29 protein-coding genes are annotated in these 23,090 nt (G+C 39.2%); 18 read left to right on the forward strand and 11 right to left on the reverse strand.

The features are described 5' to 3' along the window. Positions 1–80: 80 nt before the first annotated feature. Entirely contained in the window at positions 81–758 is a 678-nt protein-coding gene (locus DET49_RS16920) for an N-acetylmuramoyl-L-alanine amidase (RefSeq protein WP_317130338.1), read from the reverse strand. Positions 759–940: 182 nt separating this feature from the next. On the opposite strand from DET49_RS16920, the gene DET49_RS16925 reads away from it, so the two are divergent. From DET49_RS16925 to DET49_RS16960, 8 genes are read left to right on the forward strand one after another with little or no spacing between them, the layout of a single operon-like run. Beyond that, positions 941–1,228 carry a hypothetical protein gene (locus tag DET49_RS16925; RefSeq protein WP_133549867.1) on the forward strand — a complete coding sequence of 96 codons (288 nt, stop codon included), beginning with the start codon at positions 941–943 and terminating at the stop codon, positions 1,226–1,228. A 37-nt stretch (positions 1,229–1,265) separates the two neighbouring features. Beyond that, positions 1,266–1,550: a hypothetical protein gene (locus tag DET49_RS16930; protein WP_133549868.1), complete on the forward strand. Its 285-nt coding sequence runs from the start codon at positions 1,266–1,268 to the stop codon at positions 1,548–1,550. After that, positions 1,537–3,957, forward strand: a complete 2,421-nt coding sequence (locus DET49_RS16935) for a TraG family conjugative transposon ATPase (protein ID WP_133549870.1) — start codon at positions 1,537–1,539, stop codon at positions 3,955–3,957. The genes DET49_RS16930 and DET49_RS16935 overlap by 14 nt, the downstream gene beginning before the upstream one ends. 11 nt (positions 3,958–3,968) lie before the next feature. Then, entirely contained in the window at positions 3,969–4,550 is a 582-nt protein-coding gene (locus DET49_RS16940) for a conjugal transfer protein (protein WP_133549872.1), read from the forward strand. Between the two features lie 2 nt (positions 4,551–4,552). Further along, the gene (locus DET49_RS16945) at positions 4,553–5,395 is read left to right on the forward strand and encodes a hypothetical protein (RefSeq protein WP_037317136.1); all 843 of its coding nucleotides are present in this window, start codon (positions 4,553–4,555) and stop codon (positions 5,393–5,395) included. Positions 5,396–5,446: 51 nt separating this feature from the next. Next, a complete protein-coding gene (locus DET49_RS16950) occupies positions 5,447–6,061 on the forward strand; it encodes a conjugal transfer protein TraK (protein ID WP_133549874.1) in 615 nt (204 codons plus the stop codon). 11 nt (positions 6,062–6,072) lie between these two features. Then, positions 6,073–7,059, forward strand: a complete 987-nt coding sequence (traM, locus tag DET49_RS16955) for a conjugative transposon protein TraM (protein WP_133549876.1) — start codon at positions 6,073–6,075, stop codon at positions 7,057–7,059. A gap of 10 nt (positions 7,060–7,069) precedes the next feature. Further along, positions 7,070–7,903 (forward strand): DUF4138 domain-containing protein, encoded by an 834-nt coding sequence (locus DET49_RS16960; protein ID WP_133549878.1) that lies wholly within the window; start codon positions 7,070–7,072, stop codon positions 7,901–7,903. 29 nt (positions 7,904–7,932) lie between these two features. Here DET49_RS16960 and DET49_RS16965 read toward each other — a convergent pair whose 3' ends face one another. From DET49_RS16965 to DET49_RS17000, 8 genes are all read right to left on the reverse strand, one after another. Then, complete coding sequence (locus tag DET49_RS16965) at positions 7,933–8,181, reverse strand: Fic family protein (protein ID WP_410527966.1); 249 nt, start codon at positions 8,179–8,181, stop codon at positions 7,933–7,935. A gap of 75 nt (positions 8,182–8,256) precedes the next feature. Further along, on the reverse strand, positions 8,257–9,234 hold the full coding sequence (locus DET49_RS16970) for a nucleotidyl transferase AbiEii/AbiGii toxin family protein (protein ID WP_133549880.1): 978 nt from the start codon (positions 9,232–9,234) through the stop codon (positions 8,257–8,259). Next, positions 9,234–9,959 carry a DUF6088 family protein gene (locus DET49_RS16975; protein WP_133549902.1) on the reverse strand — a complete coding sequence of 242 codons (726 nt, stop codon included), beginning with the start codon at positions 9,957–9,959 and terminating at the stop codon, positions 9,234–9,236. Before DET49_RS16975 ends, DET49_RS16970 begins: the two co-directional genes overlap by 1 nt. A gap of 101 nt (positions 9,960–10,060) precedes the next feature. Continuing rightward, the gene (locus tag DET49_RS16980; RefSeq protein ID WP_133549882.1) at positions 10,061–11,650 is read right to left on the reverse strand and encodes a type IV secretory system conjugative DNA transfer family protein; all 1,590 of its coding nucleotides are present in this window, start codon (positions 11,648–11,650) and stop codon (positions 10,061–10,063) included. Positions 11,651–11,661: 11 nt separating this feature from the next. After that, positions 11,662–12,693, reverse strand: coding sequence for a MobB family relaxase (gene mobB / locus DET49_RS16985; RefSeq protein WP_133549884.1), 1,032 nt, complete (start codon positions 12,691–12,693; stop codon positions 11,662–11,664). 11 nt (positions 12,694–12,704) lie between these two features. Beyond that, entirely contained in the window at positions 12,705–13,106 is a 402-nt protein-coding gene (locus tag DET49_RS16990) for a BfmA/BtgA family mobilization protein (protein ID WP_057481270.1), read from the reverse strand. Between the two features lie 674 nt (positions 13,107–13,780). After that, a complete protein-coding gene (locus tag DET49_RS16995; RefSeq protein ID WP_037317162.1) occupies positions 13,781–14,230 on the reverse strand; it encodes a RadC family protein in 450 nt (149 codons plus the stop codon). A 78-nt stretch (positions 14,231–14,308) separates the two neighbouring features. Further along, positions 14,309–14,653 carry a single-stranded DNA-binding protein gene (locus tag DET49_RS17000; RefSeq protein WP_037317165.1) on the reverse strand — a complete coding sequence of 115 codons (345 nt, stop codon included), beginning with the start codon at positions 14,651–14,653 and terminating at the stop codon, positions 14,309–14,311. A gap of 700 nt (positions 14,654–15,353) precedes the next feature. Between DET49_RS17000 and DET49_RS17005 the strand changes: the two genes are divergently transcribed. The 10 genes from DET49_RS17005 (at position 15,354) to DET49_RS17050 (ending at position 21,269) form a co-directional block, all read left to right on the forward strand. Then, on the forward strand, positions 15,354–15,719 hold the full coding sequence (locus DET49_RS17005) for an ArsR/SmtB family transcription factor (protein WP_093406103.1): 366 nt from the start codon (positions 15,354–15,356) through the stop codon (positions 15,717–15,719). A gap of 1 nt (position 15,720) precedes the next feature. Further along, positions 15,721–16,344 carry a mercuric transport protein MerTP gene (gene merTP / locus DET49_RS17010; protein ID WP_133549886.1) on the forward strand — a complete coding sequence of 208 codons (624 nt, stop codon included), beginning with the start codon at positions 15,721–15,723 and terminating at the stop codon, positions 16,342–16,344. Beyond that, positions 16,345–17,691, forward strand: coding sequence for a dihydrolipoyl dehydrogenase family protein (locus DET49_RS17015; RefSeq protein WP_133549888.1), 1,347 nt, complete (start codon positions 16,345–16,347; stop codon positions 17,689–17,691). Positions 17,692–17,704: 13 nt separating this feature from the next. After that, positions 17,705–17,911 carry a GDCCVxC domain-containing (seleno)protein gene (locus tag DET49_RS17020; RefSeq protein WP_133549890.1) on the forward strand — a complete coding sequence of 69 codons (207 nt, stop codon included), beginning with the start codon at positions 17,705–17,707 and terminating at the stop codon, positions 17,909–17,911. 62 nt (positions 17,912–17,973) lie between these two features. Beyond that, positions 17,974–18,348: a metal-sensitive transcriptional regulator gene (locus DET49_RS17025; RefSeq protein ID WP_011709211.1), complete on the forward strand. Its 375-nt coding sequence runs from the start codon at positions 17,974–17,976 to the stop codon at positions 18,346–18,348. 159 nt (positions 18,349–18,507) lie between these two features. Then, on the forward strand, positions 18,508–18,780 hold the full coding sequence (locus DET49_RS17030) for a thioredoxin family protein (RefSeq protein ID WP_133549892.1): 273 nt from the start codon (positions 18,508–18,510) through the stop codon (positions 18,778–18,780). A gap of 347 nt (positions 18,781–19,127) precedes the next feature. After that, positions 19,128–19,433 (forward strand): hypothetical protein, encoded by a 306-nt coding sequence (locus DET49_RS18530; protein WP_166636604.1) that lies wholly within the window; start codon positions 19,128–19,130, stop codon positions 19,431–19,433. Between the two features lie 74 nt (positions 19,434–19,507). After that, positions 19,508–19,906, forward strand: coding sequence for a hypothetical protein (locus tag DET49_RS17040; RefSeq protein WP_037314326.1), 399 nt, complete (start codon positions 19,508–19,510; stop codon positions 19,904–19,906). 10 nt (positions 19,907–19,916) lie between these two features. After that, positions 19,917–20,756 (forward strand): hypothetical protein, encoded by an 840-nt coding sequence (locus tag DET49_RS17045; RefSeq protein WP_037314329.1) that lies wholly within the window; start codon positions 19,917–19,919, stop codon positions 20,754–20,756. A gap of 27 nt (positions 20,757–20,783) precedes the next feature. Beyond that, positions 20,784–21,269 carry a heavy-metal-associated domain-containing protein gene (locus DET49_RS17050; RefSeq protein WP_034892175.1) on the forward strand — a complete coding sequence of 162 codons (486 nt, stop codon included), beginning with the start codon at positions 20,784–20,786 and terminating at the stop codon, positions 21,267–21,269. A gap of 86 nt (positions 21,270–21,355) precedes the next feature. Here DET49_RS17050 and DET49_RS17055 read toward each other — a convergent pair whose 3' ends face one another. Both DET49_RS17055 and DET49_RS17060 read right to left on the reverse strand, forming a co-directional pair. Continuing rightward, a complete protein-coding gene (locus tag DET49_RS17055; protein WP_243729707.1) occupies positions 21,356–22,648 on the reverse strand; it encodes an efflux RND transporter permease subunit in 1,293 nt (430 codons plus the stop codon). After that, the gene (locus DET49_RS17060) at positions 22,579–23,079 is read right to left on the reverse strand and encodes a hypothetical protein (RefSeq protein WP_243729708.1); all 501 of its coding nucleotides are present in this window, start codon (positions 23,077–23,079) and stop codon (positions 22,579–22,581) included. Before DET49_RS17060 ends, DET49_RS17055 begins: the two co-directional genes overlap by 70 nt. Positions 23,080–23,090 lie beyond the last annotated feature (11 nt).

Here is a 23,090-nt window from a genome sequence, read left to right on the forward strand (position 1 = left end):
TTTCTTTTCAATCTTGTTTAATTCTTCCTGTGTCATTTTAAATCTGTTTGAGTATTAATATAAAAATTCTCAGACAGACTTCAAATTACACCCTCATTCCCAATTCTCTCATAACTTTCTAAATTTTTGATTAAACTTTCCCATATCACGAATGCCAAAACTTGAAGGTTCTTAGGCTTTTGAAAATAACCGTTTTCCTCTCCATTACTCAAAAACCCCAATTCTACGAATACCGAAGGAAAATAATTAATCGTTTCCCGCAATACCTGAAAATTAGTAAACTTCAAGCCCCTACTATCAAAGCCTAAATGCTTTTTAATTTGATTCTGCAATTGATAGGCAAACCAAACAGACTCTTTTGAATATTCAGAGTGAGTTTCTCCAACGTACACCTCGATCCCCCTTGCAATAGCATTATGAGAATGATTACAATTCAACGAAAGAAACAAGTCAGCATTCAGAACTTTAGCAAGTTTTGTTCTATCCGATAATGAAATAAGCGTGTCGTTATACCGAATCAAGTATAAATTCAATGGTGCCTCTGACTTTTCGTTGAGCCTTAAAATTTCCAAGCCAATATTCAACACAACATTCTTTTCTTTAATTCCATTTATTCCGATGGCACCGGAATCTTTTCCACCCTGACCCACATTAATTACTATTCTTTTTTTTAATCCAGTTTCCTGTCTAAAAATGATGCACATATTCAGAAGCAAAATCATAAAACTGACGTTTTTGAGCACTTTTTTCATTTTCATTTTCCGAGTTATTAACCACCTCCTTCTATAATCCCATAAAATTTAATGCCAAATGAAATCATTGAAAATCAATCTTATATAAATAATATTTTATTCACAATTTACTGATTTTCAATTATTTAAGACATTAAATTTCTAATTTTCTCATAACGAAAACGAGTCAAAACTTAAAACTTTCAGTTATGAAAAAATCTATCTCTATGGCAACTGTTTTATCGTTGCTTTCTACGAGCGTTTTTGCGCAAATCGGTGGGATCGAAGATTCCGTTGCCGATATTTCCGATACTATAAGGAATATATTTCCAATCATCCTTGGAGTAATCTTCCTGGTCGGGTTCCTTTTTAATGCCGGCCACTTCTTTGGGGAAAACTCCGACCTCAAAAAAGGAATAACCCGGGTGTTGGTCTTTGTTCTTATCGCAGGCGCTGTGGTGGGAATCTTCACCTATTTGATCACCATTGTAGTTTAAGTCGCTAAGCGACATTTAAAAAAATAAAGGAACAGTTATGAAAAAGTATGAACCTTATAGGAACATTCGAAAAGGTGCGGTAATCTTTGGGCTTCCCCTTCCCCTATTCGCGCTAATGATGCTTTCGATAATCGCGTCCCTACTGGTGATCATTTTCTCCTTCAGTCTGGGTGTGATTATTAGCGCCCTGCTCTTTAATGCATTCTTGTATATCGGGTTAAACCGTATCCGTCGGCTCCTGGAATTTCTACAGATGACCGGGGCATTTCCAAAAATGATCAGTAATAAAAGAAACTCAGGTATCCATTATGAAAAAGATTAACCTCGCCTCTCACTGGCCTATTACAGATATTCGGGACAATGTTGTTTTTGCCCCAAACGGTAACATCGTCCTATGTTACCGGCTTGACCTGCCTGAAATTTACTCCTTATCGGAAAAAGATTTTGAAGACCTGCACGCCACCTGGTTTCAGGCGCTTAAGTCCCTGCCGGTGGGTACAGTAGTGCATAAGCAGGATATTTATGAGAAGAAAGCATTCACTGCAACGACACTTCCAAACAAAACCTTTTTGGAAAAAGCCACACGGGATCATTTTAAAGATCGGGAATATATAGCGCACCGCTCTTTAATATTTTTCACCCTGACCAGGAACAAAGCTTTAAACAACTCCAAATATGTAAACCCTTTTCTAAAAGTCTCCAAAGAAATTGTAAGGGAACTGGATGCCAACCTTAAAAGCTTTATCGGATCGGTAAACGATTGTGTTTCGTTTCTAGCTAACAGCCGAAAGGTCTCTATAAAAGCATTACCACCAGAAGAAATCACCAAACTCACTACGGAATATTTCAATGGTTTCAATGAAGGTTTCGATACCGATATGCTAATGGAAAAACAACATATTCAAACGGGGGACAATTATTTTGATGCCCTGGCTATCAATAGCGAGCTGTGCTTTGGCGAAAGGGTACAGTCGAGCAAGACCAATGAGAAATTCACATCGGATGATTTTGTATTTCACCAGGGATTTATTGATGGGCTGGGGCTTCATTTAAGAGAAAACCATATAGTCAACCAGGTACTCTACCTGGATGATAAACACAAATGGCGCAAGCTACTGGATAAAAAAGTAGAAGAGCTCAGCAAGAGTTCAAATTTCGGATCTCAAAACAAAGTCATTTTAGGAAAGATCCAGGATATCCTAGAAAGGATAAACGGTGATGATAATTCCCGAATCATCCGGGGCCATCTTAATGTGATCTTCTGGGATCGTGATCCTCGTAATTTGGAAGGCATTGCCTCTAAAATTAAGGCTGAGTTCAAAGAACTCGATATTACCCCTTACGCTCCACGGGGTGAGGAACGAAAGAATTACCTGCTAAACAGCTACTGCTGCTTCTCTTCCAATTTTTCCGATGAAGATCTCTATGTGACCGATCTAAAACATGCCTTGTGCCTTTTTATCAATAACAGCAATTATAAATCGGATCCTACCGGTATCATTTTTAATGACCGTGAACATAATATTCCTGTACTAAAAGATGTTTGGGATGAGGGAAAGAAACGCATCAAGGCGCGGAACTTTGCCATCTTCGCCCCTACCGGGGAAGGCAAATCCTTTCTGGCCAATAACATTCTACGTCAATATTTTGAAAACGGGGTCCGCCTGGTCATTATCGATCTAGGAGGTTCTTATACCAAGTTCGCTAAACTCTATCCTGATAAGTACACTGTTTTGCGCTACGAGAGCGGAAAAAGTCTAGGTATTAATCCTTTCTACATATCAAATATCAATGATGTAAGTCCAGAGCGGCTGGAGGATCTTTCGGTGTTCCTATTGGAACTCATTGCTGCAGATGACAAGGTTACTAAAGCACAATCCGTAGCCATAAAAAAGATCCTCCGTTACTATTACAAAAACACCACGGGAAACCATTCCTTAGATAGTTTTTACCGTTTTATCGAGCACCGAAAAGATGAGCTGCTGGAGACCCTTAAAATCCATCCCGACTACTTCAATGTTACCAACTTTTTGCACGTGCTCTCGGAGTATGTCGGCGATGGTCTATACAGCTTCTTATTTGAAGTTAGCGAAGATCAAACTTACAAGATCGAAGATAAGCGGCTGATTGTCTTTGAACTCGATGAAGTCAAGGACAATAAAGAGATCCTCTCGGTGATGCTCAAACTAATCAAGTCAGCGATCCAACGTACGATCTGGAAAAACAGAGAAGAAAAGGGAATCATCCTTTTTGATGAATTCGCCAAACAACTCAAGTTTGAAAATGTCCTGGAAAGCGTTGAATTCTACTACCAGGCCATTCGTAAACAGAACGGTGCCATTGGAATCATCTTGCAATCCATAAACCAGCTTCCTAATAATGCGACTTCCTCAAGCATCCTGGAAAACACCCAGGTGATTTACAGCCTGAATAATGAAAAAGGTTATGAAGAACTGGCCAGGCGCTTGAGCCTTTCCAGCCACGATCTCAACCAGTTGAAATCGATCAGGAATAATTTGACCGGCAAGCGCAAGTACACCGAGATCTTCATCAAGATCGGAAAAGAAAGTAACATTTTCCGCCTGGAAGTACCACCCGAAGTCTATGCTGCCTACCTCACCGACGGAACCGAAAACGAGGCCATAATGGCCATTTATAAAAAAACCAAAAATATGGAAAAGGCAATCAAGGAATTCATCAGGAAGGCCGAAACGCTAATTAACAATTAAAACAATTCGATATGAAAAACAAACACAAAACCTTGGTTCTCTCACTGGCCTTAGCTTTATGCTTGCCTGCAGGCGCTGCCTGCCAGGGGATGCCGGTGTATGATAATACGAACTTTGTCAGCCTGGTTAAATCCCTGGTGGAATCGGCCAAGCAAACTGCTAACTTGGTCAAGACCGTCAACTTTTTAAAGGCACAGAAAGAGAATATTGAGAAGGTCAATAGCGTGGTACAGGATTTAAAAGCCGTTCGTGAGATAGGTCGTAACAACCAACGCCTTATTGCGGTAATGCAGGATGACCTTCGGGATATCTTGAATTCCTCTTATATCAAACCCGACGAAATAATCAGGGTGACCCAATCCTTCAGTGACGTGGTAGATAACTCCCTGGAAACCGCAAGCTTTATCGATGAGATTTTATCAAGTGATCATTTAAAAATGAGTGATGCCGAGCGGGCGGAGATTTTAAAGCAAAAAGAACTCGAGTCGAAAGAGATGGTCACCGATGTGCGGCTAAAGACCAAGCGTTACCGAGAGATCATTTCTTTTCGGGAAATGCAGGACAGGATTAATAACCGGGAAACAGGCTTTTGATGATGGAAGGGGTAATTATATTGGCCGTAGGAGTCGAATATATCGATAGTGTTTTCCAAACCATCCAGGAAAGCGAATTTTCTCGGTATACCATTGTCGGCATGAAGACCTTGGCGGTGCTCTTCTTTTTGGTCAACATCCTTAAAAAGTATAATGAAGGCATAGCCGACAGGCAGGGCTATACCTGGGGGCTTTCCCCCGCGGATCTGGCCAAGAACTTTGCGGTGGTCCTGCTGGTTATTTTTTCAACGCAAATCCTGGGCTTCTTTGACAATATTCTTGTGGCTATTGAAAACCAGTACCGAGATACAGCCCCTGCCCTTCTTCCGCTGCAGATGCAGGAGATCCCCATCGAGGAAGATGTCTCCCCTATGGGGGCGATGCGTAAAGCTATGGCTTTACTCTATGAGGCCTTAGTCACACCACTATATGGCTTTAAAACCTTTGCATTTTTAATTAGCCTGTTTCTATGGATTCTGGATTTATTCATCTATCCCTTATTCCTTGCGGAACGTTATTTCCTCTTGGGTATTATGCAGGCCTTTTTTCCGCTGGTACTAAGCCTGGCGGTATTTGAAAAGTTTCGCTCGATGGCCTATGGTTTTTTCAGGCTGTATGCCGCAGTATATATGCTGGTGCCTGCATTCTTCCTGGTTAATGTGTTTATTAATGCTCTGTATACGGAGATCAACACCAATTTTTGGGAAAACCTATTCGGTACGGATTACGGGAGCGGTTTTTTTGCACCGGTTGTAGAGCTGGGTTCGATAGTTTTTATCGTGTTTTTAAAATTCAAACTCTACCGGCGGGCCATTTCATTTACCCTAAGACTTTTCACCACTTAATCAGCAGCAACCGATATAACCAATTTAGTCATTGAAAAATATAGTTCAAAAATGAAAACACCATATAAAAATATCTATTTGATATTAAAACTCAACCGCTTTATCGTGCTGGCCGTAGTGCTTTGCTCAATGGGCTGCAGTGTTTTTGCCATTTGGATGGCCATCTCAACAAGAAACAAAGCCTTGAACAGTGCCTTTGCCATCAATACCGACGGCAGTATAATTCCATTAAAACTAGTGACCCAAAAAGAAAACTTCCAGGTAGAAGCCCTGGCTCATTTGGAGCTGTTTCACACCTACTTCTATAATATTGATGCCAGCAATTATGAGAAAAACCTGGAAAAAGCATTATGGCTAGGCAATAGTTCGGTAGACAACCTATACAGGCAGAAAAAGGCCGAAGGGGTTTACAACCGCTTACTGCAGTACTCGCTGGTCCAAAAGGTATTAGCGATCGATTCGCAGCTAGAAGAAAAGGAGGAATCGTTTCATTTTAAAACTACCGTTATTTTCGAGATTAACCGCGGCAGCATTGTGGATACCTACGAACTGGTTACCACAGGAAAACTGCTCATCGTAGATCGTCACTTTCCCCATAACCCTCACGGCCTCCTCATTACGGATTATTTCGAAAACAGTTTAAGAAAAGTACCCTCACAAAATTAAAATTAGAACCGATGAAAATTGAAAAGAACAAAATCGTATTCATTAGCGTCCTGGTGGTCATTGTGATTTTTCTTGTCACCTATACCTTAATGATCACCGGGGAGGATGAAGAGCACCACGAAAACCTTCGTCAGACGGAGATCCCGGATCTTGAAGAAGAAAGCCACGAAATCTACGATTCAAAACTGGAGGCTATTGATAAACTTAAAGAAGTTCGGGATAAAAATGCACCAAGTATTTATGATGAAACGTTTTTGGATTCCTTAGGCTATTACGATACCAAGCTTTTGGAAAAAGAAAAAGAGCGCAAGATCGATAGTATTTATGAATTGGGAAAAGCCCGGCAAGCACAAATTGCACACCTTACACAAACCCGTCCAAGCAGACCACCGGAGAATAATAGCCCAGCCCTAATAAAAAAAGTACCAAAGGTAGATACTGCAGAAATTGAGGAAACGCGAAAAATAGAAGCCAAAGAAATGGGTTTGGAACATCAATTATTCTTTGCTTCTGCTCCCCAAGAACCTGAAGATGTTATTACCAATACTACAGACAAGGAAATTAAGGTGATGGTTGATGGTACCCAGGTGGTTAAAGCAAACTCCAGGCTTCGAATGCGACTTGCACAACCTGCCAGTATTGGTGACAAATTTATCCCCAAAAACACCCCGGTTTTCGGCTTTGTGAGTTTTCAGCCAAATCGGGTCCTGATCGAGATCGAAAATATCAATAAGCATCAAACTAGCTTAAAAGCCTTTGACCTTGAAGATGGTAGCGAAGGTATTTACATCGAGAATAATTTCCGGGCGGAAGTAGCCACGGAAGTCCTGGATGATGTAATCGGTGATATTAATATCCCAAGTGTACCCCAGGTCAGTGGAATAAGCAAAGTATTTCGCAGAAATAACCGAAATGTAAAAGTAACCATTCTAAATAATTACAGATTAATTCTCAAGGCCAGCAGACCTGAATCAAACTGGGGATTGGCTAACCAATAAAACAATCATTATGAAAAAGTATATTTTAACCAAGGCCTCTCTACTAGTTTTTATTATTACCAGTGCACAAACCCAGGAAAAACTGGACACTATCTACGCTAATGATCATAAAAATGTTGCGCTATTTTTTCCTGAAGCGATTAGCCAGGGGCTTATCGGTGCTGAGCATTTTGTCTTTACCTACAACCGGGAAAAGCAGCAACACTTCGGACTGCTGCAGGCCAAGCCCGGCAGAGAAAGTAATTTACTTGTTATCGGAACAAATGGTTCGGTATTCTCCTATATCCTGAAGTATAAAAAACAGCTTTCCCGGCTGAACTATTTTATCCCTGAAGCGGAAAGTATTGGAAAAGAAAAGCCAGTTGTCAAGGATTCAGTTAAGGACAAAAAACCGCAAAAGAACTTAAACAAGAAGGAAGATCATTACCGCAGATTCTGCAGCTACCTGCTTAGTAAAAAGCAGCGCCTGGGCCGCATAAAAAAACGCAAGAACGGTATTATTTTAAGTGTTGAGAATATCGTTTTTAATAAGGAGCAGCTCTATTTTGTGATCGAAATTGAGAATAGATCCAGCCTGGATTATGATCTTAATTTCTTAAACCTGGCGATTGAAACCCGTAAAAAAGGAAAGAAGAAATCCTTACAACGCTTATACCAGGAACCGGTTTTCAGCTATAATTTACCGGCTAAGATTGGAAAAAACCAAACCGCAAGATTGGTTTATGTGTTGCCAAAATTTTCCTTGTCTAAAGAAAGGAGGGCGATATTGGAACTTAATGAAAAGGATGGGGAACGTAATTTAAAACTAAAGATCTCCCATCGGTTTATTAATAACCCTAATTGATAATTTTGAAAAATTCCGACTTTAAAAGTTTAAATTTTTCTGGCGTTTGCACCCCTGGAAGTCAGCCTATAACGCTGTTTACTACTTTGTGGTTTCTCGGGAATGGTCATTTCAATCAAGCCTTCGGCAAGGGTAGGTTGCAAATAATTTTTTCTAAAATTTTCTCTATCGGAAAGTCCGAAATGATATTGCATCTCACTTCTGCTATCTTCACCATTAATCACATTTAAGAGGTCTTGAACTTGCGGGGTGACTTGCGGGGTCTCTTGCAGGGTAATTTGGTTACCGGATTAGCACATAGGTTGTTAATTTAAATATTAACTAGTTGTTGGCTTGTTTGAACGGAGGTAGTTTTAAATTTCCCATTTCACTTCCTTTAACCTTACGGAAATCCTCATCATGGATTTTAATACCTTCCCCTCTTCAGGAAGATCTCCGGTTAGCAGCTCCCTAAATGAACCAGAATAGGTTTTGCCCAGGGATTTCCAAACCATTTCTGTTTGGCTAAAGAACAAGGACTGGGATGGATGTTTTAATAACCACTCCTTGTCATTGGGGATAGCCTTATCATCGTCTTTCCCCACTTGCAGCAACATTTTTTCAAAAACATCAGATTTCAAAAACGAAGAAATTTTATCTTGTTGTAAAAGTTGATGCAAATCGTAAGTATGGCGAACCTTATCTTTTAAATCTTCCAGAGGGTCTTCGGTATAGGAAAACCTTATCAGGCTTATTATTTTCTCACAAAATGTACGTTCTATACTTAATACCGTAACCTTAAAAGGTTCAAGGTGATACGCATTGATAAGGTCTACATTATTAGTCGTGGCAATAAAAGCCGCAATCAGGGAATGGACACTGACTATTTCCGATGGATGGGATTTCCCAAGACTTGAAGCTTCTACTACAATATGATCCCGTATCTGGCCAAATGCACCCTCCACGCCTACTTTATCATACCCATAAACCACTTTTCTAATTTTGCCTCGTTTGTTTTCTAAAGGATGTTCGGGAATAACAGTCATCACAGGTTCCAGTACACCAGTGACTTTTTTGAGTTTTCGCTTTAAGGAATTATCGGTTTCCCCCTCCTCTTTTATAACCACCAAATCAATATCTTCAGAAAAACGCTCAATTATGCCAAAGCATTTAGAAAGGGATGTTCCACCTTTAAACACGGCGAGTTGGCTGGTTGATTTATTAGTAAAAATCTCTTTAAGTGCTAAGGTAACCCAATAGTCCTTTTCTACATAGATTTCAGAAATCCCAAAGTGTTGGGCAGTAGCAACAATAGCTCCCTGAAATGCAGTTTTATAATTATGTAAATTCATCAGGAGATCTTCCAGTTTGAAATGGTGGACAATATATTTTCGGATATTCCGAATTCATAACTACTTAAATAATTAATAGTGTTTTTAAGCGGTTCCCCCACCTCGTTAAATGAGAGTGCCTCAAGAAGAGCACCTAAAAATGCCCTCACTTTGGGAGGATAGGATTTAGCAAACTCGACCAATTTAATTTTACCACTATCAGAAAGCGCTTTAATTCTTTTCTTCAAAAAATCAACACCCTCCTTTTTGTCCAAATCTGGGATCTTCTTAAAGTCTTTCATTACATCCAATAATTGCAAGAAAGGAATAGTTTCTTGGGATACGGGTGCGTAACTTTTTGCAGGCTTTACAACCAAATTTCCAATCTTGGTTTTTATCACCTTATCCCAGCTGGCCACTCTTACCGTTGTAGGGATTTGAGTAGTAAGGCCAAATTCATTATATAGACGAAGTCCGGTTATGTATGCAACTTGCTTACCTTCTTCAAAAAGATAATTATAAAGTAATTCTTCCTCACTTGGTTTTATTTCCCCAAAAATAGTTTGTTCGGGCTTATAGTACATACCATTTTTATATCTTTTAATCACCCCTCTTGCAGCCAATCTACTTAAAGCTTTTGCAGCAGCAGAAAATTCGGTTTGGGGAATAGATAAGCTATCATAGGTAAATACCTTCCCGGTATTTATACGATCTACTTTAGACTTTATGGATGTCGCAATATTCATAGCACCGCAAAGATAGTGAATTAAAATATAAATTGTCAAGTTTTTTACAGTATTTACTTGACAAGTACCAAAAATGAAATGATAATTAATAACTATTTCGCTTACTCAAATATAGATCTGACCTCCTTATACACCTGTTCAAAATTAGCTTCTAAATCAGTTTTAGAATAAGGTTTTTGATCAATAGCTGCAGGTAGATCGCGGTAAATCTTCTGCAATTTAAACTGTACTTTTTTATCCTTCCCGTCTGCATAAGTTATAAACTCTCCTTGTTTTAACCGAAAGAAAACATCGGCTCGGATTTTTGGGATTTCCTTCTCCCCGGTGGTTACCCTCGTATCAAAATCAAGGCTGTACCCGCGGTTTACACTGGTAGTTGGCTTTTTCACAATTTCAAAAAAGCGCTCGTAGTATTTAGCGGTGTCGGGGTCATTTACCTTTCCAAAGAACTGGTAAGACAAGTTACTTAAAATAGCCTTACTGGCTTTATCCCCATACATCATATCGTTTTGGATCTTATCCTGCATTACATAAATAGTAGCGATATCATAACTCCTTAGAGTGGCAGGAATGCGGTGCATATTCAGCAAACGAAGTGTTGGCGCCTCTTCCATCAGCAGGAAAGAAGCTTTAGAGTTACGCTCACTCATTTGTTTAGTGATGGTATGGATAATAGTGGCTATGACCGGGGAGTAGGAAGCTTCGTATTTGGGATTATTGACCACGGAAATAACCGAAGGGTTTTGCTCACTATTAATATGAAGCGGAACTTCATCTTTAGAAAGGACCATAAAGATCTGTTGGGTACTGATCCTTTTAAGGGCATTGGCCAGGGTACTTTTTACCCCGGCCGTTTGCCGCTCAGAATCCTTCCCACTGATAAAGGCATCGGCCATAGCTCGAGAGGTGGTATTGGTTTCCAAAAACTGGATCAGGCTATCGGTATCCAGGTATTGGTAGATAGCGATAAGGTGCGGGAGGGTACAAAACTTCGGATAATCGGTTTTTAATTTCCAGATCAGTCCTCCGATTAGCCCTTCCGCGGCATCATTAAAAAATTTTGTAGTCCCCGAGGTACCTGACTCTCGTTGTTCCAATAGGTTTTCCACCAGTACCCGGGAGACTTCATTGACGCTTTCCTCATTTTCCAGGTATCGTGGAGCGATGGGATTCACCCGATGGAGGATTTTATCAAAGGAAATAATCTTAAAGGGAATTTCCCGGTCTTTAAAAAGCGGGTAGGCCATTTCGGTAAGCTCAAAATCTTTATAGTCGTGGATCACTCCACAAAAATTTTCCTGTTGAAAATGCTTTAAAAAACCATATACTACGCTTTCGGTCTTCCCGCTTCCGGCAGAGCCAATAACGGAAGCACCCCGTTTAATATTTTCAAGTTTAAATTTTCCTTTGGTGGTTGCAAAACCGACCTGGTATTTTTTATCGATCTTTTTATTATCCTGACCTTTATGCAAAAAGACATACATCAGGGTATTGATCAGGAGCAACGGACAACCCAGGAATAACAAAGCCGGAATCCACTGGTTATCCTGGACCCCATAAATGCCAAGGGTCACTATCAGCAATAAATTCAAAATAAAAGCAAAGCGGTTGATCAGCCTAAAACATATATAGAACAAAATGCTTACCAGCCCGATGATCAGAAGCAGTCTAACAAGATTTTCTATGTCCATAATAATTAAAATTAAATACCGATTGAACTTGATTTAACGGCTACCTCCACCCCTTTCTTAAGCCTGTTAAAAATTTTGAGGGCAAGTTGTGCCTGGGAAGTTGGAATGCTGGGCATCATCGGGATACCCGATTCCCGGATAAGCTTAAAAACAAGGGCTTTTTCGTTAGCCGGCAATCCTATTAGCGAGGTAAAATAGTGGTTCGGGTTTTTAATAAATTCCTTTCGAGCCGTATAGGTTTCCACAAAATTGCGCTGATAACCAAAGGTTTTATCAAAGGTCTTTTCTGCTTTTTCAAAAAAGCGGTCCCGGTCAAATCCGCGTTTAACGGTCTTACCATTAAAATTAACTTCCGAAGCTTTGTATTTACTTCCCGGTGATAAGCTAACCGAATTGGAAGCATCTTTTCTACTTACGATAATATGGATATGGCTTTGGTTGCCTGCTTTGGGCATTCCTTGTACGATTCGCTTACCATCTTGGCAGTGTGGCGCCTGTGCTTCCAGTTTCTCAATTTCTTTTTCCCTTTTTTGAATACTTCCTTGCATCAGTCCGGTTTCTATTTTTCGGATTTCACTTTTGAGTTGAAGAATTTTAGTAGCATAAGGCTGGTTTTCGCGAACCTGGCGATCTGTACCTTTAAAACTCCTGCTATGTTCAATTTTACCGTAATATTTAATATCATTGATATTAATTGGCCTTCCGTCTATCTCCCGGTTAAAACAGGCCACATAATCCTTCATCAGTTCCCGGGTATACCTTTTTAGATCCTTGCTACTATTTTGCAGGCGTTTTAATTCGTATTTGGAAGGGCTAACAGTAATGGAATAGAACTTCGGTTCTTTCTTTTTGAGCTTGGCGGTATTGTTATCAATTTCTTTTACGACTTCCTCCGGGGTGATGGCATCCTCATATTGATTAAAGAAATGTTCCTTTGCCACTTCTTCTACGCCTTCGTTTTCCTTTTCGAGATAGCTAACAAAACCGGCGGAACTTTGGGAGTAATTCCCCCCTAACTTTTGAGGTGTGATGGTGATATACATAGCAGGAAATTTTACAGGTTATTATCAGAAAAATTCTTTTCACCCAAACCATCTCGTTCCTGTTTGGGAATACCATCCTTTTTCTCCCGGAGGATTTTCTTTTCCAGGATGAGTGGTTTCTTTTGAGGTACTTCGGTTTGGAAAAGTGAAGCGATCATCGCCGCGGTAGGTTTTGTTTGGGTTTTCTCCATATCACGCATAATGGCAATAACCGCATTGATACGTTTTTTAAAAGAAGCTTCGATAGTTCTCCCGGTTGGGCCCAATCTTTCGTGTGGGGAGATTTCATTATAAAAGAAAAAGTCGAGCATTGTTTCCAGGGCTTCGGTGTGCGATTTGAAGTGTGTTCTTGAAAATTCCTGGAAACGTTTTGCCGTTTCCTTTTTAAACCTGATGCCGATAAATGAGTCCATAATTCACCGATTTGTCGCAAATTCTTCCCTAAAAATGGGCGTTGGCAGGGCATTTGTCGCAAATTGCTTAAACTCAGGAATTTGAATAAATTTTAAACAACTGATTTACAGTTATTTAAAAACGAAAAGGAGTGCTTAACATCGCGTAGCGTGTTACCCTCTTGCTACTCCTTTTCGTCCCGCAGCGCGGGACAAAAATTCCGTACAATTTGGTCTGTTGGCTGTCTTAATAGACAGTCAAAAGCCACTTGCCAATTCCCGGAGAAAATTTCCGGATTAATAATTTATTGATGTGCAGGTTTATCGGCGAAAGTCAAAAATGGATAGTCCTGCGTAAATTTGAATGCTGAAGATCAGCTAAATAAAGATACATTTTTTTTATAAAATCAAGGCAAAGAATACTTAACGAATAATTTTTTTTCTATATTTATAATCATTTGAATTTTTCATTTAATGATAGAAAGGAAAATCCAGGTAACAGCGGATTTTCCTTTTTTTCTTAAGTTGAGAGTGAAATGCTCCTTATTTTTTGAGCACAACCAACTAAGCTATTTTTATAGTTCTGTTATAGAACTGCTTTGCTTAAAAGGTTTATTAAGAAATATCTGAGCCTAAAAAAACACCTCTAAAAATAGAAGTGTTTTAAAATCTGTTTAAAAATTACTTTTTAAAAATTACAGAATTCCTTCATCCGCAAAACTGTAATAATTACCATCAGGAATAAGAATAATATGATCCAGTACTTTAACATCAAAAAATGATGCCGCATTTTTAATTTTTCTGGTCAGGCTTTTATCTGCTTCACTTGGTCTAAGGGTTCCGCTGGGGTGATTGTGCAATAAAATTATTGCCGTGGTTAAGGACTTTAATACTACTGCAAATAGGATTCGAACATCGACCAGGGTTCCGGTAATACCTCCATTGGAAACTTCATAAATTCCTTTAACCTTATTAGCATTATTGAGCAGTATAATTTTAAAAGTTTCCTGCAATTCAATATTATTTTTATTCCATTGCTCAAAGGCTAATTCTGCCGCACACCTGGAACTGGTTATTTTTGGAAGCAAATTTGTTTTTAAACTTCCGCTGTAGCTTATCGCTATTTCATTAACTTTGGATTTCATTATTAGCTTATTTAAAGGGTTAATAATTAAAAGAGGGCGCAACTTTCGAAGGGAACGCCCTCTTTGTTTTTTGGGTTCTTAATCAGTAATTTCTCTATTTCCAAGAAAGAGGATTTCACTTACTAAAATTTCGGTAACATATCGTTTCTCTCCGCTTTGGGTTTCATAGGATCTGGAAGTTAGTTTGCCACGGATAGCCACTTCTTTACCTTTATCAACATATTTCTCGATAAGCTGTGCCTGTTTTCCCCAGGCCACTACATTGTGCCAGTCGGTTTGTTGAATTTTCTCTCCTTCCTTGTGATAGTATTCATTGGTAGCCAGTGAAAAACTGCTTACTTTTTTACCACTTTCGAAGTTTTTAATTTCAGGGGCATTCCCCACGTTTCCGATTAACTGTACTTGATTTCTTAGATTACTCATAATTAAAAGATTTAGATACCTGCTTTTTTTTGCAGGTTGATTAAACATTGATTTACTTATTATATCCGGAGCGTTTTCCTTTTTTAATTTTTTTATTTCGCTTCCGGGTATGTTGTTTTGAAATGATTTCATAATTGTTATTTGTTGATTTACTTCCTATAGAGCCGTTTGCTGTTACCTTTTTTGATGCTGATACATTTTCAATATTTAGAATTAGGGAAGGTTTATAAAAAGGAGGGACGACTGGCTTATGCAACCTGTACTAACTTCTAAATATTGGTATTTTGCATTACAAAAAAGGTAGGGACAGCAACGGCCGGGAAGGAAATGGAAATACTGAAATTGAGAAACAACCGGAAGTGAAGTAAAAGCAAGAATGGAATTCCGATTTAGCGGGCGTCCTTTTTTACTTCGTTAAGTATAAAACTACACGAGGAGCGATAACTACTATATGTCAGATACATCTTAGGAAAATAAAAAGGATGCCCAAGATATTCTTAGGGAAGCTCTTTACCCGAAATGGAGCATTTCGCAGAATGAAGCGGTAATGTGCTGACCGATTTACAACCAGAAGGTCTTTGAAATTAGTGGTCATAATCTCTTAAATGTATGAAGCAGAATATTTATACTAACTATTATTTAATAATTTGCTTAAATACGTATTTTATTATACTTTTGATCTCTAAATAATAGATTAACCATGGAAATTTCGTGTACAAGAGCTCAGGCTGATCATCAACAACTTCTTAATTGCAAAAACACTTTGGAAAGAATGGATGATAATTTTCAAGATATGACCAAACTACTATCGATTGCTGGTAGTGAAGTACGCTTAAAAATTTTATTCCTTTTGAATATGGAAGACGAATTATGCCCTTGTGATATTGCTGATATTTTAGAAATGAGTGTACCGGCAATATCCCAACACATCCGCAAAATTAAAGATGCAGGTTTTATCTCTTCAAGAAGAGATGGGCAAACGTTGTATTATTCATTAGTGAAGGATAAAACAGCGGTACTTGATGCTGTTTTCACTACAATTAAAATGGTTAAAAAAACTGCGTAAAATGAAATCATCCAATATGTCCAACAGCCCAGCTTTTGTTAGCTTGCTTACTGCAGTAACTGCTTCTGTATGTTGTATTACTCCCCTCCTGGCAATTTTAGCAGGTAGTAGTGGACTTGTCACCACATTTTCCTGGATAGAACCCTTTCGTCCTTATTTGATTGCGCTTACTATAGGAATTCTTGGTTTGGCCTGGTATTTAAAATTGAAACTTAAAACACAAGAAGAAATAGATTGTGCCTGTGATGAGGAAGAAAAACCATCTTTTTGGCAGTCCAAAAATTTTCTGTTCATGGTAACAGTATTTGCCGGATTGATGCTGGCTTTCCCTTATTATTCCAATATATTTTATACACAGCCCAGTAAAGATATAGTGTATGTTTCTCAATCAAACATAATAAAGCACACCTTTGAAGTTGAGGGAATGACCTGCGCAGGCTGTGAAGCCCACGTAGAAAGTGAGGTAAATAACCTAGATGGTATTTTATCAGTCAAGGCGAGTTACGCAAATACTAATACCGTGGTAGAATATGATAAAACTAAAGTCGATTTAACCGCAATCAGAAAAGCAATAAATACAACTGGTTATAAAGTAATCGATACAGAAAATAAAAAAGAGAAGTAGATGAAAAAATATGATGTATTTGTAATAGGTTCCGGGATGTCAGGTATGACTGTTGCTAATAAATGTGCCTCCAAAGGCCTTAAGGTGGGCATTACTGATGAACTTCCCTACGGTGGAACCTGTGCCCTAAGAGGCTGTGATCCTAAAAAGGTGATTATAGGAGCAACGGAAGTACGTGATTTTGCCCAAAGACTTAAAGGAAATGGAATAGATACTGTGCCTGAAGTCAATTGGGAAGATATTATGGCTTTTAAGCAATCTTTTGTCGATGCCATGCCTCCTAAAATTGAAAAAGGATATAAGAATAAAGACATAGACACCTATCACACTTCAGTTAAATTTTTATCTGATAACACCTTACAGTTAGGTGATGAAGTTATTGAAGCTGATAAATTCGTGATCGCAACAGGTGCAAAACCCCGGGTACTGGATTTTGAAGGTGGAAAATTAGCACTTTCAAGTACAGATTTCCTTAACCTGAAAAAGCTACCTGAATCACTTTTATTTATTGGAGGAGGCTACATTGCCTTTGAATTTGCCCATATCGCTGCGCGGGCCGGTGCCGATGTAACCATATTACATCGTGGTGATCATCCATTGGAAAACTTTGACCATGACATTGTACAACATCTTGTGAATGCAACGCAAAACCTGGGAATTAAACTGGTTTTGGAAACTGAAGTCTCAAAAATTGAAAAGAAAGAAGATCATTTTGTAGTAACAGGAAAATCCAATGGAAAAGAGGTAACTTATAGGACTGACTCTGTCTTTAACTCGGCCGGTCGTCCTCCCGCTATTTTTGATTTAGATTTGGAAAAAGCAGGGATATCTTTTTCAAAAAAAGGAATCCTGGTCAACGAATACCTTCAAAGCACCTCTAACCCTAATATTTATGCAGCAGGAGATTCGGCAGATTCCAGAGGCTTGCCCCTTACACCGGTCGCGGTGATGGAAGGACATGTTGTAGCATCAAACATCATCAAAGGGAACAAGAAAAAAGTTAATTATCCACCAATGCCTTCCGTAGTTTTTACTTTACCTACCCTGGCATCAGTAGGATTGACCGAAGCAGAAGCCAAATCAAAACAGATAGAATATCAGGTCAATTATAACAATGCGGAAAGCTGGTTCAATGCAAAAAGACTGAATGTTAAAGAATATACTTATAAAACGATTATTGATAAAGAGAATCAGACTATTCTTGGGGCACATTTAATAGGTCCTAACACAGAGGAAACCATCAATTTATTCGCCATGGCAATAAAGACCAAAATGAAAATCAATGAGTTAAGGACGATGATCTTTACGTATCCGACTTTGTCATCGGATATTCCTCATATGCTTTAAAAACAAATAGATTATGGAAATAGAACTAGTTTCTACCATTAAATGTCCTGGTTGCGGACACACAAAAGAAGAGGAAATGCCCACAACAGCCTGTCAGTTTTTTTATCAATGTGAAAATTGCAGTCAATTATTGAAACCAAAGGAAGGTGATTGCTGCGTTTATTGTTCTTATGGTAATGTTGCCTGTCCACCCATTCAGGAAGGAACAAATTGCTGCTAAAAATTTAAAATACTTTTGGAGACCTCCCCCACACCAGATGTATCTTGCTGAAAATTAAAAATATGATTCCTAGAGATCTAAGTAAAGATATAAAAACCCGCTTGCAGAGCATCAGCGGCCAGCTTAACGGACTTATAAAAATGCTGGATGAAAATAAAGATCCAGAAAAGATCCTGATCCAGTTCAAAGCTGCGCAAAAAGGACTTGATAAGGCGCATTTTCTTCTTTTAGATGAAGTGTACCGCAAAGCGCTGGCGATTACAATTTCAGAAACGGTGGAGGCCTGTCCCGGTAATTGCGGTAATGAAGAGCGAATTGAATTCATAAGAAAACAATTCCCTGATCTTGAGCTTAACAGCCTTACCGATAAAATGAAGGAGATTGATGAACTTAAACGAAGGCTGGAATCTTACATTTCCGAAAATAGATCAGAGTAAAACATTCAAAAATTTTCAATTTAATTTTAATACTAATAAAAATCTGTCGTAAAAAAGCAGGTTTTTTTATTTGGAGACCACCCCGATTCCGCTCTTATCTTTGGAATGTTCTTTAATAAGAAGGATAAAACTGATTGTTAATTTAAATTCAAAAAAAAAATGAAAAGACAAATAGAAATATTTACGGCAAATTGTCCGGTATGTGATCCGGTAGTGAAAATGGTAAAAGAGTTGTCCTGCGATAGTTGCAAGATTACCACCTATAACCTGGTGGAACAATGTGATGATAAGTCTTGTTTAACCAAAATGCAGGAATATGGCGTAAAGAGAATCCCGGCAGTGGCAGTTGATGGTAAATTACTTGAATGCTGTACAAACAATGGTATAAGCAAAGAAAAACTTATCGAATCAGGAATAGGAAAAGCCAGTTAGCAAAACCATCGTACTGAAATTAAAATCTGAAACTTTTTATGGCAGCCATTTTTGGCTGCCTTTTTTTTTAATCAAATTAAAATGTTAAATCTTTATTAATCGGCTTGCCTATCCCCCGGGCTATGAGTCGATATTTGAAAAGAGGTTCGGCTCTTAATCTTTTATTTCTGATTTCCGAGCAAATCTGGAAGTAACTAAAACCATTTAAATTATGAAACCATTAAGTTCAGAAATGCTAAAATGTATCGATGATTGCAACGCCTGCATTACTGCGGCGAGAATTTGCCTTGACCAACATTTGGGGGAACCCGACATGAAACAATGCCACAAATTTTGTCTGGATTGTATTGCTTTATGCACAGCCTGTGTTCAACTACTTGCAAGCCAGTCTGATTACTCAAAACGTGTTTGCGGAATTTGTGCCGACTTATGTAAAGCCTGTGCTGATGAATGTGCAAAGTTTGACAGTGAAGTTTGCCAGCAATGCGCAGAAAAATGTCGAACCTGTGCCGAAAGCTGTAAAGAAATGGCAGCTTAAAAAAAATGTGAAATTTTTTTTAAAAGGAGCGGCTAAAAAGTTGCTCCTTTTTTATAAATGGGATTATAAAGTAGGGAAAAATACTATCCAATCTCTCATCCACAACCACCTATAAAAAAAAGCCTCTAGAAGTTTGGATACCACCCGGGCTTCCGGTGTACATTTAATCCCTTGTTTAAAAAAATAAAGATGTTTGCCAAAATAAAAGAAGATTTTGTAAGTATAGGATCGCTATTCACCTCCGTTTCCACACTCTTATGTTGCGCGTTACCATCATTATTGGTAGCTCTGGGAATGGGAGCTGTGGTGGCCGGCCTGGCTTCAGATATTCCCTGGTTGTTTAGCCTGAGCCGCTATAAAAGCTGGACTTTTTTGATTGCCGGGGTAATGATTGGCTTTAACTTTTGGCTTTTCTACGGAAGAAAACGGCAGCAGAGTTGTGAAATAGACGAAGACGGAAATGAAACGGCCTGTGATACAGCAGCTAAATGGAGCAAAGGGATCTTGTGGTTTTCCTTTGTGTTATATCTCTTTGGACTTTTTGCAGCCTATTTACTTTTTCCCATTCAAAAATTTTTAGAATTATAATATAATTAAAATGAAGACATATTTTTTGATCCTGGGTATAGGATTATTGACGTTGTATCAAGTAGAAGCCCAAGGACATGGCCCTATTTATGGTTTGCAGACGCCCACTCTGGCGAAAGGCGGTATAAACATGAGCGCTGCCGGAATGAGTATAGCGACCGAAGACGATGCCTCTTATATGCTTCGGTATACATTTTTCTATGGCATTACGGAAGATTTACAGGTTACCCTTACCACTCCTACTGTGATTGAGCGTCTGGAAAATGCTCCACGAACCCGTGGAAATAGTATGATGCCTTCCAATGGAGATATCGAGGCTGCTTTGTGGTATCGTTTTTTTTCAAATGCTTTTGGGGTAGGAAAGAGGTTTGAATCCACAGCAATTTTAGGTGTATCTGCCCCTACTGAGGATGTTCGCGGACAGGTGAATGTAGGGAACTCTATCCATGGGGCCATTTCTACGGGATATGCCTCACGTACCTGGTACGCCTGGTTAGGTGGCGGTTACCAATATTATTTTGAAAAGGACAACCAGCAATTAGGCGATTTACCCTATGCAAGCATGGTGATAGGTTATCGTCCCGATGTTTTTATGGGGGATTATCCTAAACCCGATTGGCGGGTTTTTATTGAATCATTAGTCGAGTTTCCAGGAGACAATAAATATACCGGTCAACAAAATTTTACAGACGAACGTAGCAAAAAAGTATTAGTGGGACCTTCATTCTTAGGACTTTACGGGGCTTGGGGTATTTCTTTCGGAGCGCTGTTTCCAGTGGTACAGGATTTAACCCCAAAGGCAATCAAAGAAAACTATCGGGTATCCATTAATTTAAGTTATTGGTTATAGTATAAATAAATTTAATAAAATAAACAGATGAAAAAAATAGTATTATTAATTGTAGTTGTGGTATTTGGAAGTTTTAGTTCCAATGCCCAGATTCAGAAAATAGATCAGGAAGTATTTGGAATGGACTGTGCCCCCTGTGCTTATGGACTGGAGCGAGGTCTTGAAAAATTGGATGGCCTGGAAAAAGTGCAGGTTAGCCTGAATGACGGTAAAGCTTATCTTGATTTGGCAAATAACAATAACTTGAGCCTTAGGCAAATTCAGGAGGAAGTAAAAAAGAATGGTTTTTCAGCTAAGAATGCCGAAATAGTTATAAAGGGCAACTTCGTTGAGCAGGATGGCACTTACGCAATACAAACCGGGAAAGAAACTTTTAAGATAGCTGAAGCAACTTCTACCAACTTACGTTCCAGGTTAAAACCCGGAATTGTAAAAGTAAAAGGGATAGTTCAGGATGAAGAAGACGGTAATTTAACTAATAAGTGGAAATTAAATATCACCCAGGTTTATTAGCCGGAAAAAGGGAGTTTTAAAGAACATTAATTAATGGCGGACTCTACATCGAGCCCGCCAATTTTTTTTAAAATTTTAGAAATGAATTAATCTTCCCTCGTAACTAATTCATACACACAAGGTATCACAACCAGGTTTAGTACCGTTGCTGAGAGCAATCCTCCAAGTATCACCACCGCCATTGGGCTTTGAATCTCACTTCCCGGTTCGCCTCCTTTTAAAGCTAGCGGAATAAGTGCCAGTCCTGTGGTAAACGCGGTCATCAGAATTGGATTTAACCTGTCGAGCGCACCAGATTTAATGAGCTCATAACCCCTAAGGCCTTCCTTCCGTAGATCTTCATATCTCGAAACCAGCAGAATTCCGTTTCGTGTCGCGATCCCAAATAAACTGATAAAACCTATCGTGGAAGCTATACTTACAATTCCTGAAGTAAAGTATACGATTAAGATTCCACCAATCAAAGCCAGGGGTAAATTGATAAGCACAACAAAAGCGAGTTTCACATTGTTGAATTCAAAATACAACAGGAGGAAAATCACGAAGATTGCAATAATGGCAGTGATCAACAGCATTTGTGAAGCTCTGGATTCACTTTCAAATTGTCCGCTATATTGTACCCTGTAACCTTCGGGAATAGTCACTGAAGAATTCACGGTTACCTGGATCTCTTCCACCGCACTTCTTAAATCCCGACCCTGCACATTGGCAGCAACAACGATTTTCCTTTGCACATCTTCCCGGCTAATGGTATTAGGACTGCTTACAGAAGAAACACTAGCGAGCTGTTCCAATGGAACCTGTGAACCATTTGGCAATCCTATCAAGGCAGTTCTGATTTTTTCAATGCTGTTTCTAACATCCTCCTTATAACGCACCACCAGGTCAAAATACTTCTGACCTTCATAAATCTCACCAACTTCGTGACCGGCAAAGGCGATATCTACCTGCTCCATTAACTGTCCTACGGTCATTCCATAAGCTGAAAGGATCTGTCGTTTTGGGCTTATCTTGATCTGTGGTACTTCGATCTGCTGATCAACAGCTACATCGGCAAGCCCATCGATAGGAGTAATATTCTCCTCCACGTTTTTACCTATTTCATATAGCTGTTGAAGATCGGGTCCAAAGATCTTAATTGCGATATTGGCTCTCGTACCTGAAAGCATATGATCGATACGGTGAGCAATGGGCTGCCCCAGCGTAATATTAACCCCCGGAACGATACTTAATTTCTTCCGTACCTCTTCAAAAAACTCCTCCTTCGATTTATCTTCCAGGGTGAATGGTACATCGATCTCGGCGGCATTTACTCCCTGGGCATGCTCGTCCAGTTCAGCCCTACCAGTCCTTCTGGTAACCACATCCACTTCAGCCATTTCAAGCATGCTTTTGGTAGTGTTAGTATAGCCACTAAAGCGATAATTACCAGGTAGGGTATAGATAATACCGCAACGGAACGTTTGTTTAGAGCCAGCAGGTTGGCATCCAAATGTTTTTGATGCTCCTTGTTGTTTTTAAATTTCTTTCTGGAAGCGAAATAGGCAATGGTTACCATGAGTGGGATGGAAATTATATTGGAACCCAGCAAATTTCCCAACCCGATATCAGATACACCACGGGCGGCGCTAGTAATATTTATTGCCACTTCGGGACTTGCCGTTACAATTGCAAGAAAAGCGGCTCCGGCAGAAGCCGTCAGACCCCACTGTTTACGAAGCATTTTTAAGGGGGTTAGAAGTTGATCAGCCCCCCAATGAGCAGCCCACGCCGCAAGTATTAAAACGCCTACCCACAACCAGACATTCATTTTTATCGTTC

The organism is Salegentibacter sp. 24 (assembly GCF_004362395.1).
Taxonomy (GTDB): domain Bacteria; phylum Bacteroidota; class Bacteroidia; order Flavobacteriales; family Flavobacteriaceae; genus Salegentibacter.

What these genes read in the sequence shown, in the direction of transcription:
- DET49_RS17040 (WP_037314326.1), top strand. Translation starts at nt 19,508, where the DNA reads ATGTTTGCCAAAATAAAAGAAGATTTTGTAAGTATAGGATCGCTATTC.
- DET49_RS17055 (WP_243729707.1), bottom strand. Translation starts at nt 22,648, where the DNA reads ATGGCTGAAGTGGATGTGGTTACCAGAAGGACTGGTAGGGCTGAACTG.
- DET49_RS17005 (WP_093406103.1), top strand. Translation starts at nt 15,354, where the DNA reads ATGGAAATTTCGTGTACAAGAGCTCAGGCTGATCATCAACAACTTCTT.
- traM (WP_133549876.1), top strand. Translation starts at nt 6,073, where the DNA reads ATGAAAATTGAAAAGAACAAAATCGTATTCATTAGCGTCCTGGTGGTC.
- DET49_RS17015 (WP_133549888.1), top strand. Translation starts at nt 16,345, where the DNA reads ATGAAAAAATATGATGTATTTGTAATAGGTTCCGGGATGTCAGGTATG.
- DET49_RS16935 (WP_133549870.1), top strand. Translation starts at nt 1,537, where the DNA reads ATGAAAAAGATTAACCTCGCCTCTCACTGGCCTATTACAGATATTCGG.
- DET49_RS17060 (WP_243729708.1), bottom strand. Translation starts at nt 23,079, where the DNA reads ATGAATGTCTGGTTGTGGGTAGGCGTTTTAATACTTGCGGCGTGGGCT.
- DET49_RS16925 (WP_133549867.1), top strand. Translation starts at nt 941, where the DNA reads ATGAAAAAATCTATCTCTATGGCAACTGTTTTATCGTTGCTTTCTACG.
- DET49_RS17050 (WP_034892175.1), top strand. Translation starts at nt 20,784, where the DNA reads ATGAAAAAAATAGTATTATTAATTGTAGTTGTGGTATTTGGAAGTTTT.
- DET49_RS16940 (WP_133549872.1), top strand. Translation starts at nt 3,969, where the DNA reads ATGAAAAACAAACACAAAACCTTGGTTCTCTCACTGGCCTTAGCTTTA.
- DET49_RS16990 (WP_057481270.1), bottom strand. Translation starts at nt 13,106, where the DNA reads ATGGACTCATTTATCGGCATCAGGTTTAAAAAGGAAACGGCAAAACGT.
- DET49_RS16920 (WP_317130338.1), bottom strand. Translation starts at nt 758, where the DNA reads ATGAAAATGAAAAAAGTGCTCAAAAACGTCAGTTTTATGATTTTGCTT.
- DET49_RS17045 (WP_037314329.1), top strand. Translation starts at nt 19,917, where the DNA reads ATGAAGACATATTTTTTGATCCTGGGTATAGGATTATTGACGTTGTAT.
- DET49_RS17000 (WP_037317165.1), bottom strand. Translation starts at nt 14,653, where the DNA reads ATGAGTAATCTAAGAAATCAAGTACAGTTAATCGGAAACGTGGGGAAT.
- DET49_RS16945 (WP_037317136.1), top strand. Translation starts at nt 4,553, where the DNA reads ATGGAAGGGGTAATTATATTGGCCGTAGGAGTCGAATATATCGATAGT.
- DET49_RS16930 (WP_133549868.1), top strand. Translation starts at nt 1,266, where the DNA reads ATGAAAAAGTATGAACCTTATAGGAACATTCGAAAAGGTGCGGTAATC.
- DET49_RS16995 (WP_037317162.1), bottom strand. Translation starts at nt 14,230, where the DNA reads ATGAAATCCAAAGTTAATGAAATAGCGATAAGCTACAGCGGAAGTTTA.
- DET49_RS17025 (WP_011709211.1), top strand. Translation starts at nt 17,974, where the DNA reads ATGATTCCTAGAGATCTAAGTAAAGATATAAAAACCCGCTTGCAGAGC.
- DET49_RS17020 (WP_133549890.1), top strand. Translation starts at nt 17,705, where the DNA reads ATGGAAATAGAACTAGTTTCTACCATTAAATGTCCTGGTTGCGGACAC.
- DET49_RS16980 (WP_133549882.1), bottom strand. Translation starts at nt 11,650, where the DNA reads ATGGACATAGAAAATCTTGTTAGACTGCTTCTGATCATCGGGCTGGTA.
- merTP (WP_133549886.1), top strand. Translation starts at nt 15,721, where the DNA reads ATGAAATCATCCAATATGTCCAACAGCCCAGCTTTTGTTAGCTTGCTT.
- DET49_RS16975 (WP_133549902.1), bottom strand. Translation starts at nt 9,959, where the DNA reads ATGAATATTGCGACATCCATAAAGTCTAAAGTAGATCGTATAAATACC.
- DET49_RS16960 (WP_133549878.1), top strand. Translation starts at nt 7,070, where the DNA reads ATGAAAAAGTATATTTTAACCAAGGCCTCTCTACTAGTTTTTATTATT.
- DET49_RS16970 (WP_133549880.1), bottom strand. Translation starts at nt 9,234, where the DNA reads ATGAATTTACATAATTATAAAACTGCATTTCAGGGAGCTATTGTTGCT.
- DET49_RS16950 (WP_133549874.1), top strand. Translation starts at nt 5,447, where the DNA reads ATGAAAACACCATATAAAAATATCTATTTGATATTAAAACTCAACCGC.
- mobB (WP_133549884.1), bottom strand. Translation starts at nt 12,693, where the DNA reads ATGTATATCACCATCACACCTCAAAAGTTAGGGGGGAATTACTCCCAA.
- DET49_RS17030 (WP_133549892.1), top strand. Translation starts at nt 18,508, where the DNA reads ATGAAAAGACAAATAGAAATATTTACGGCAAATTGTCCGGTATGTGAT.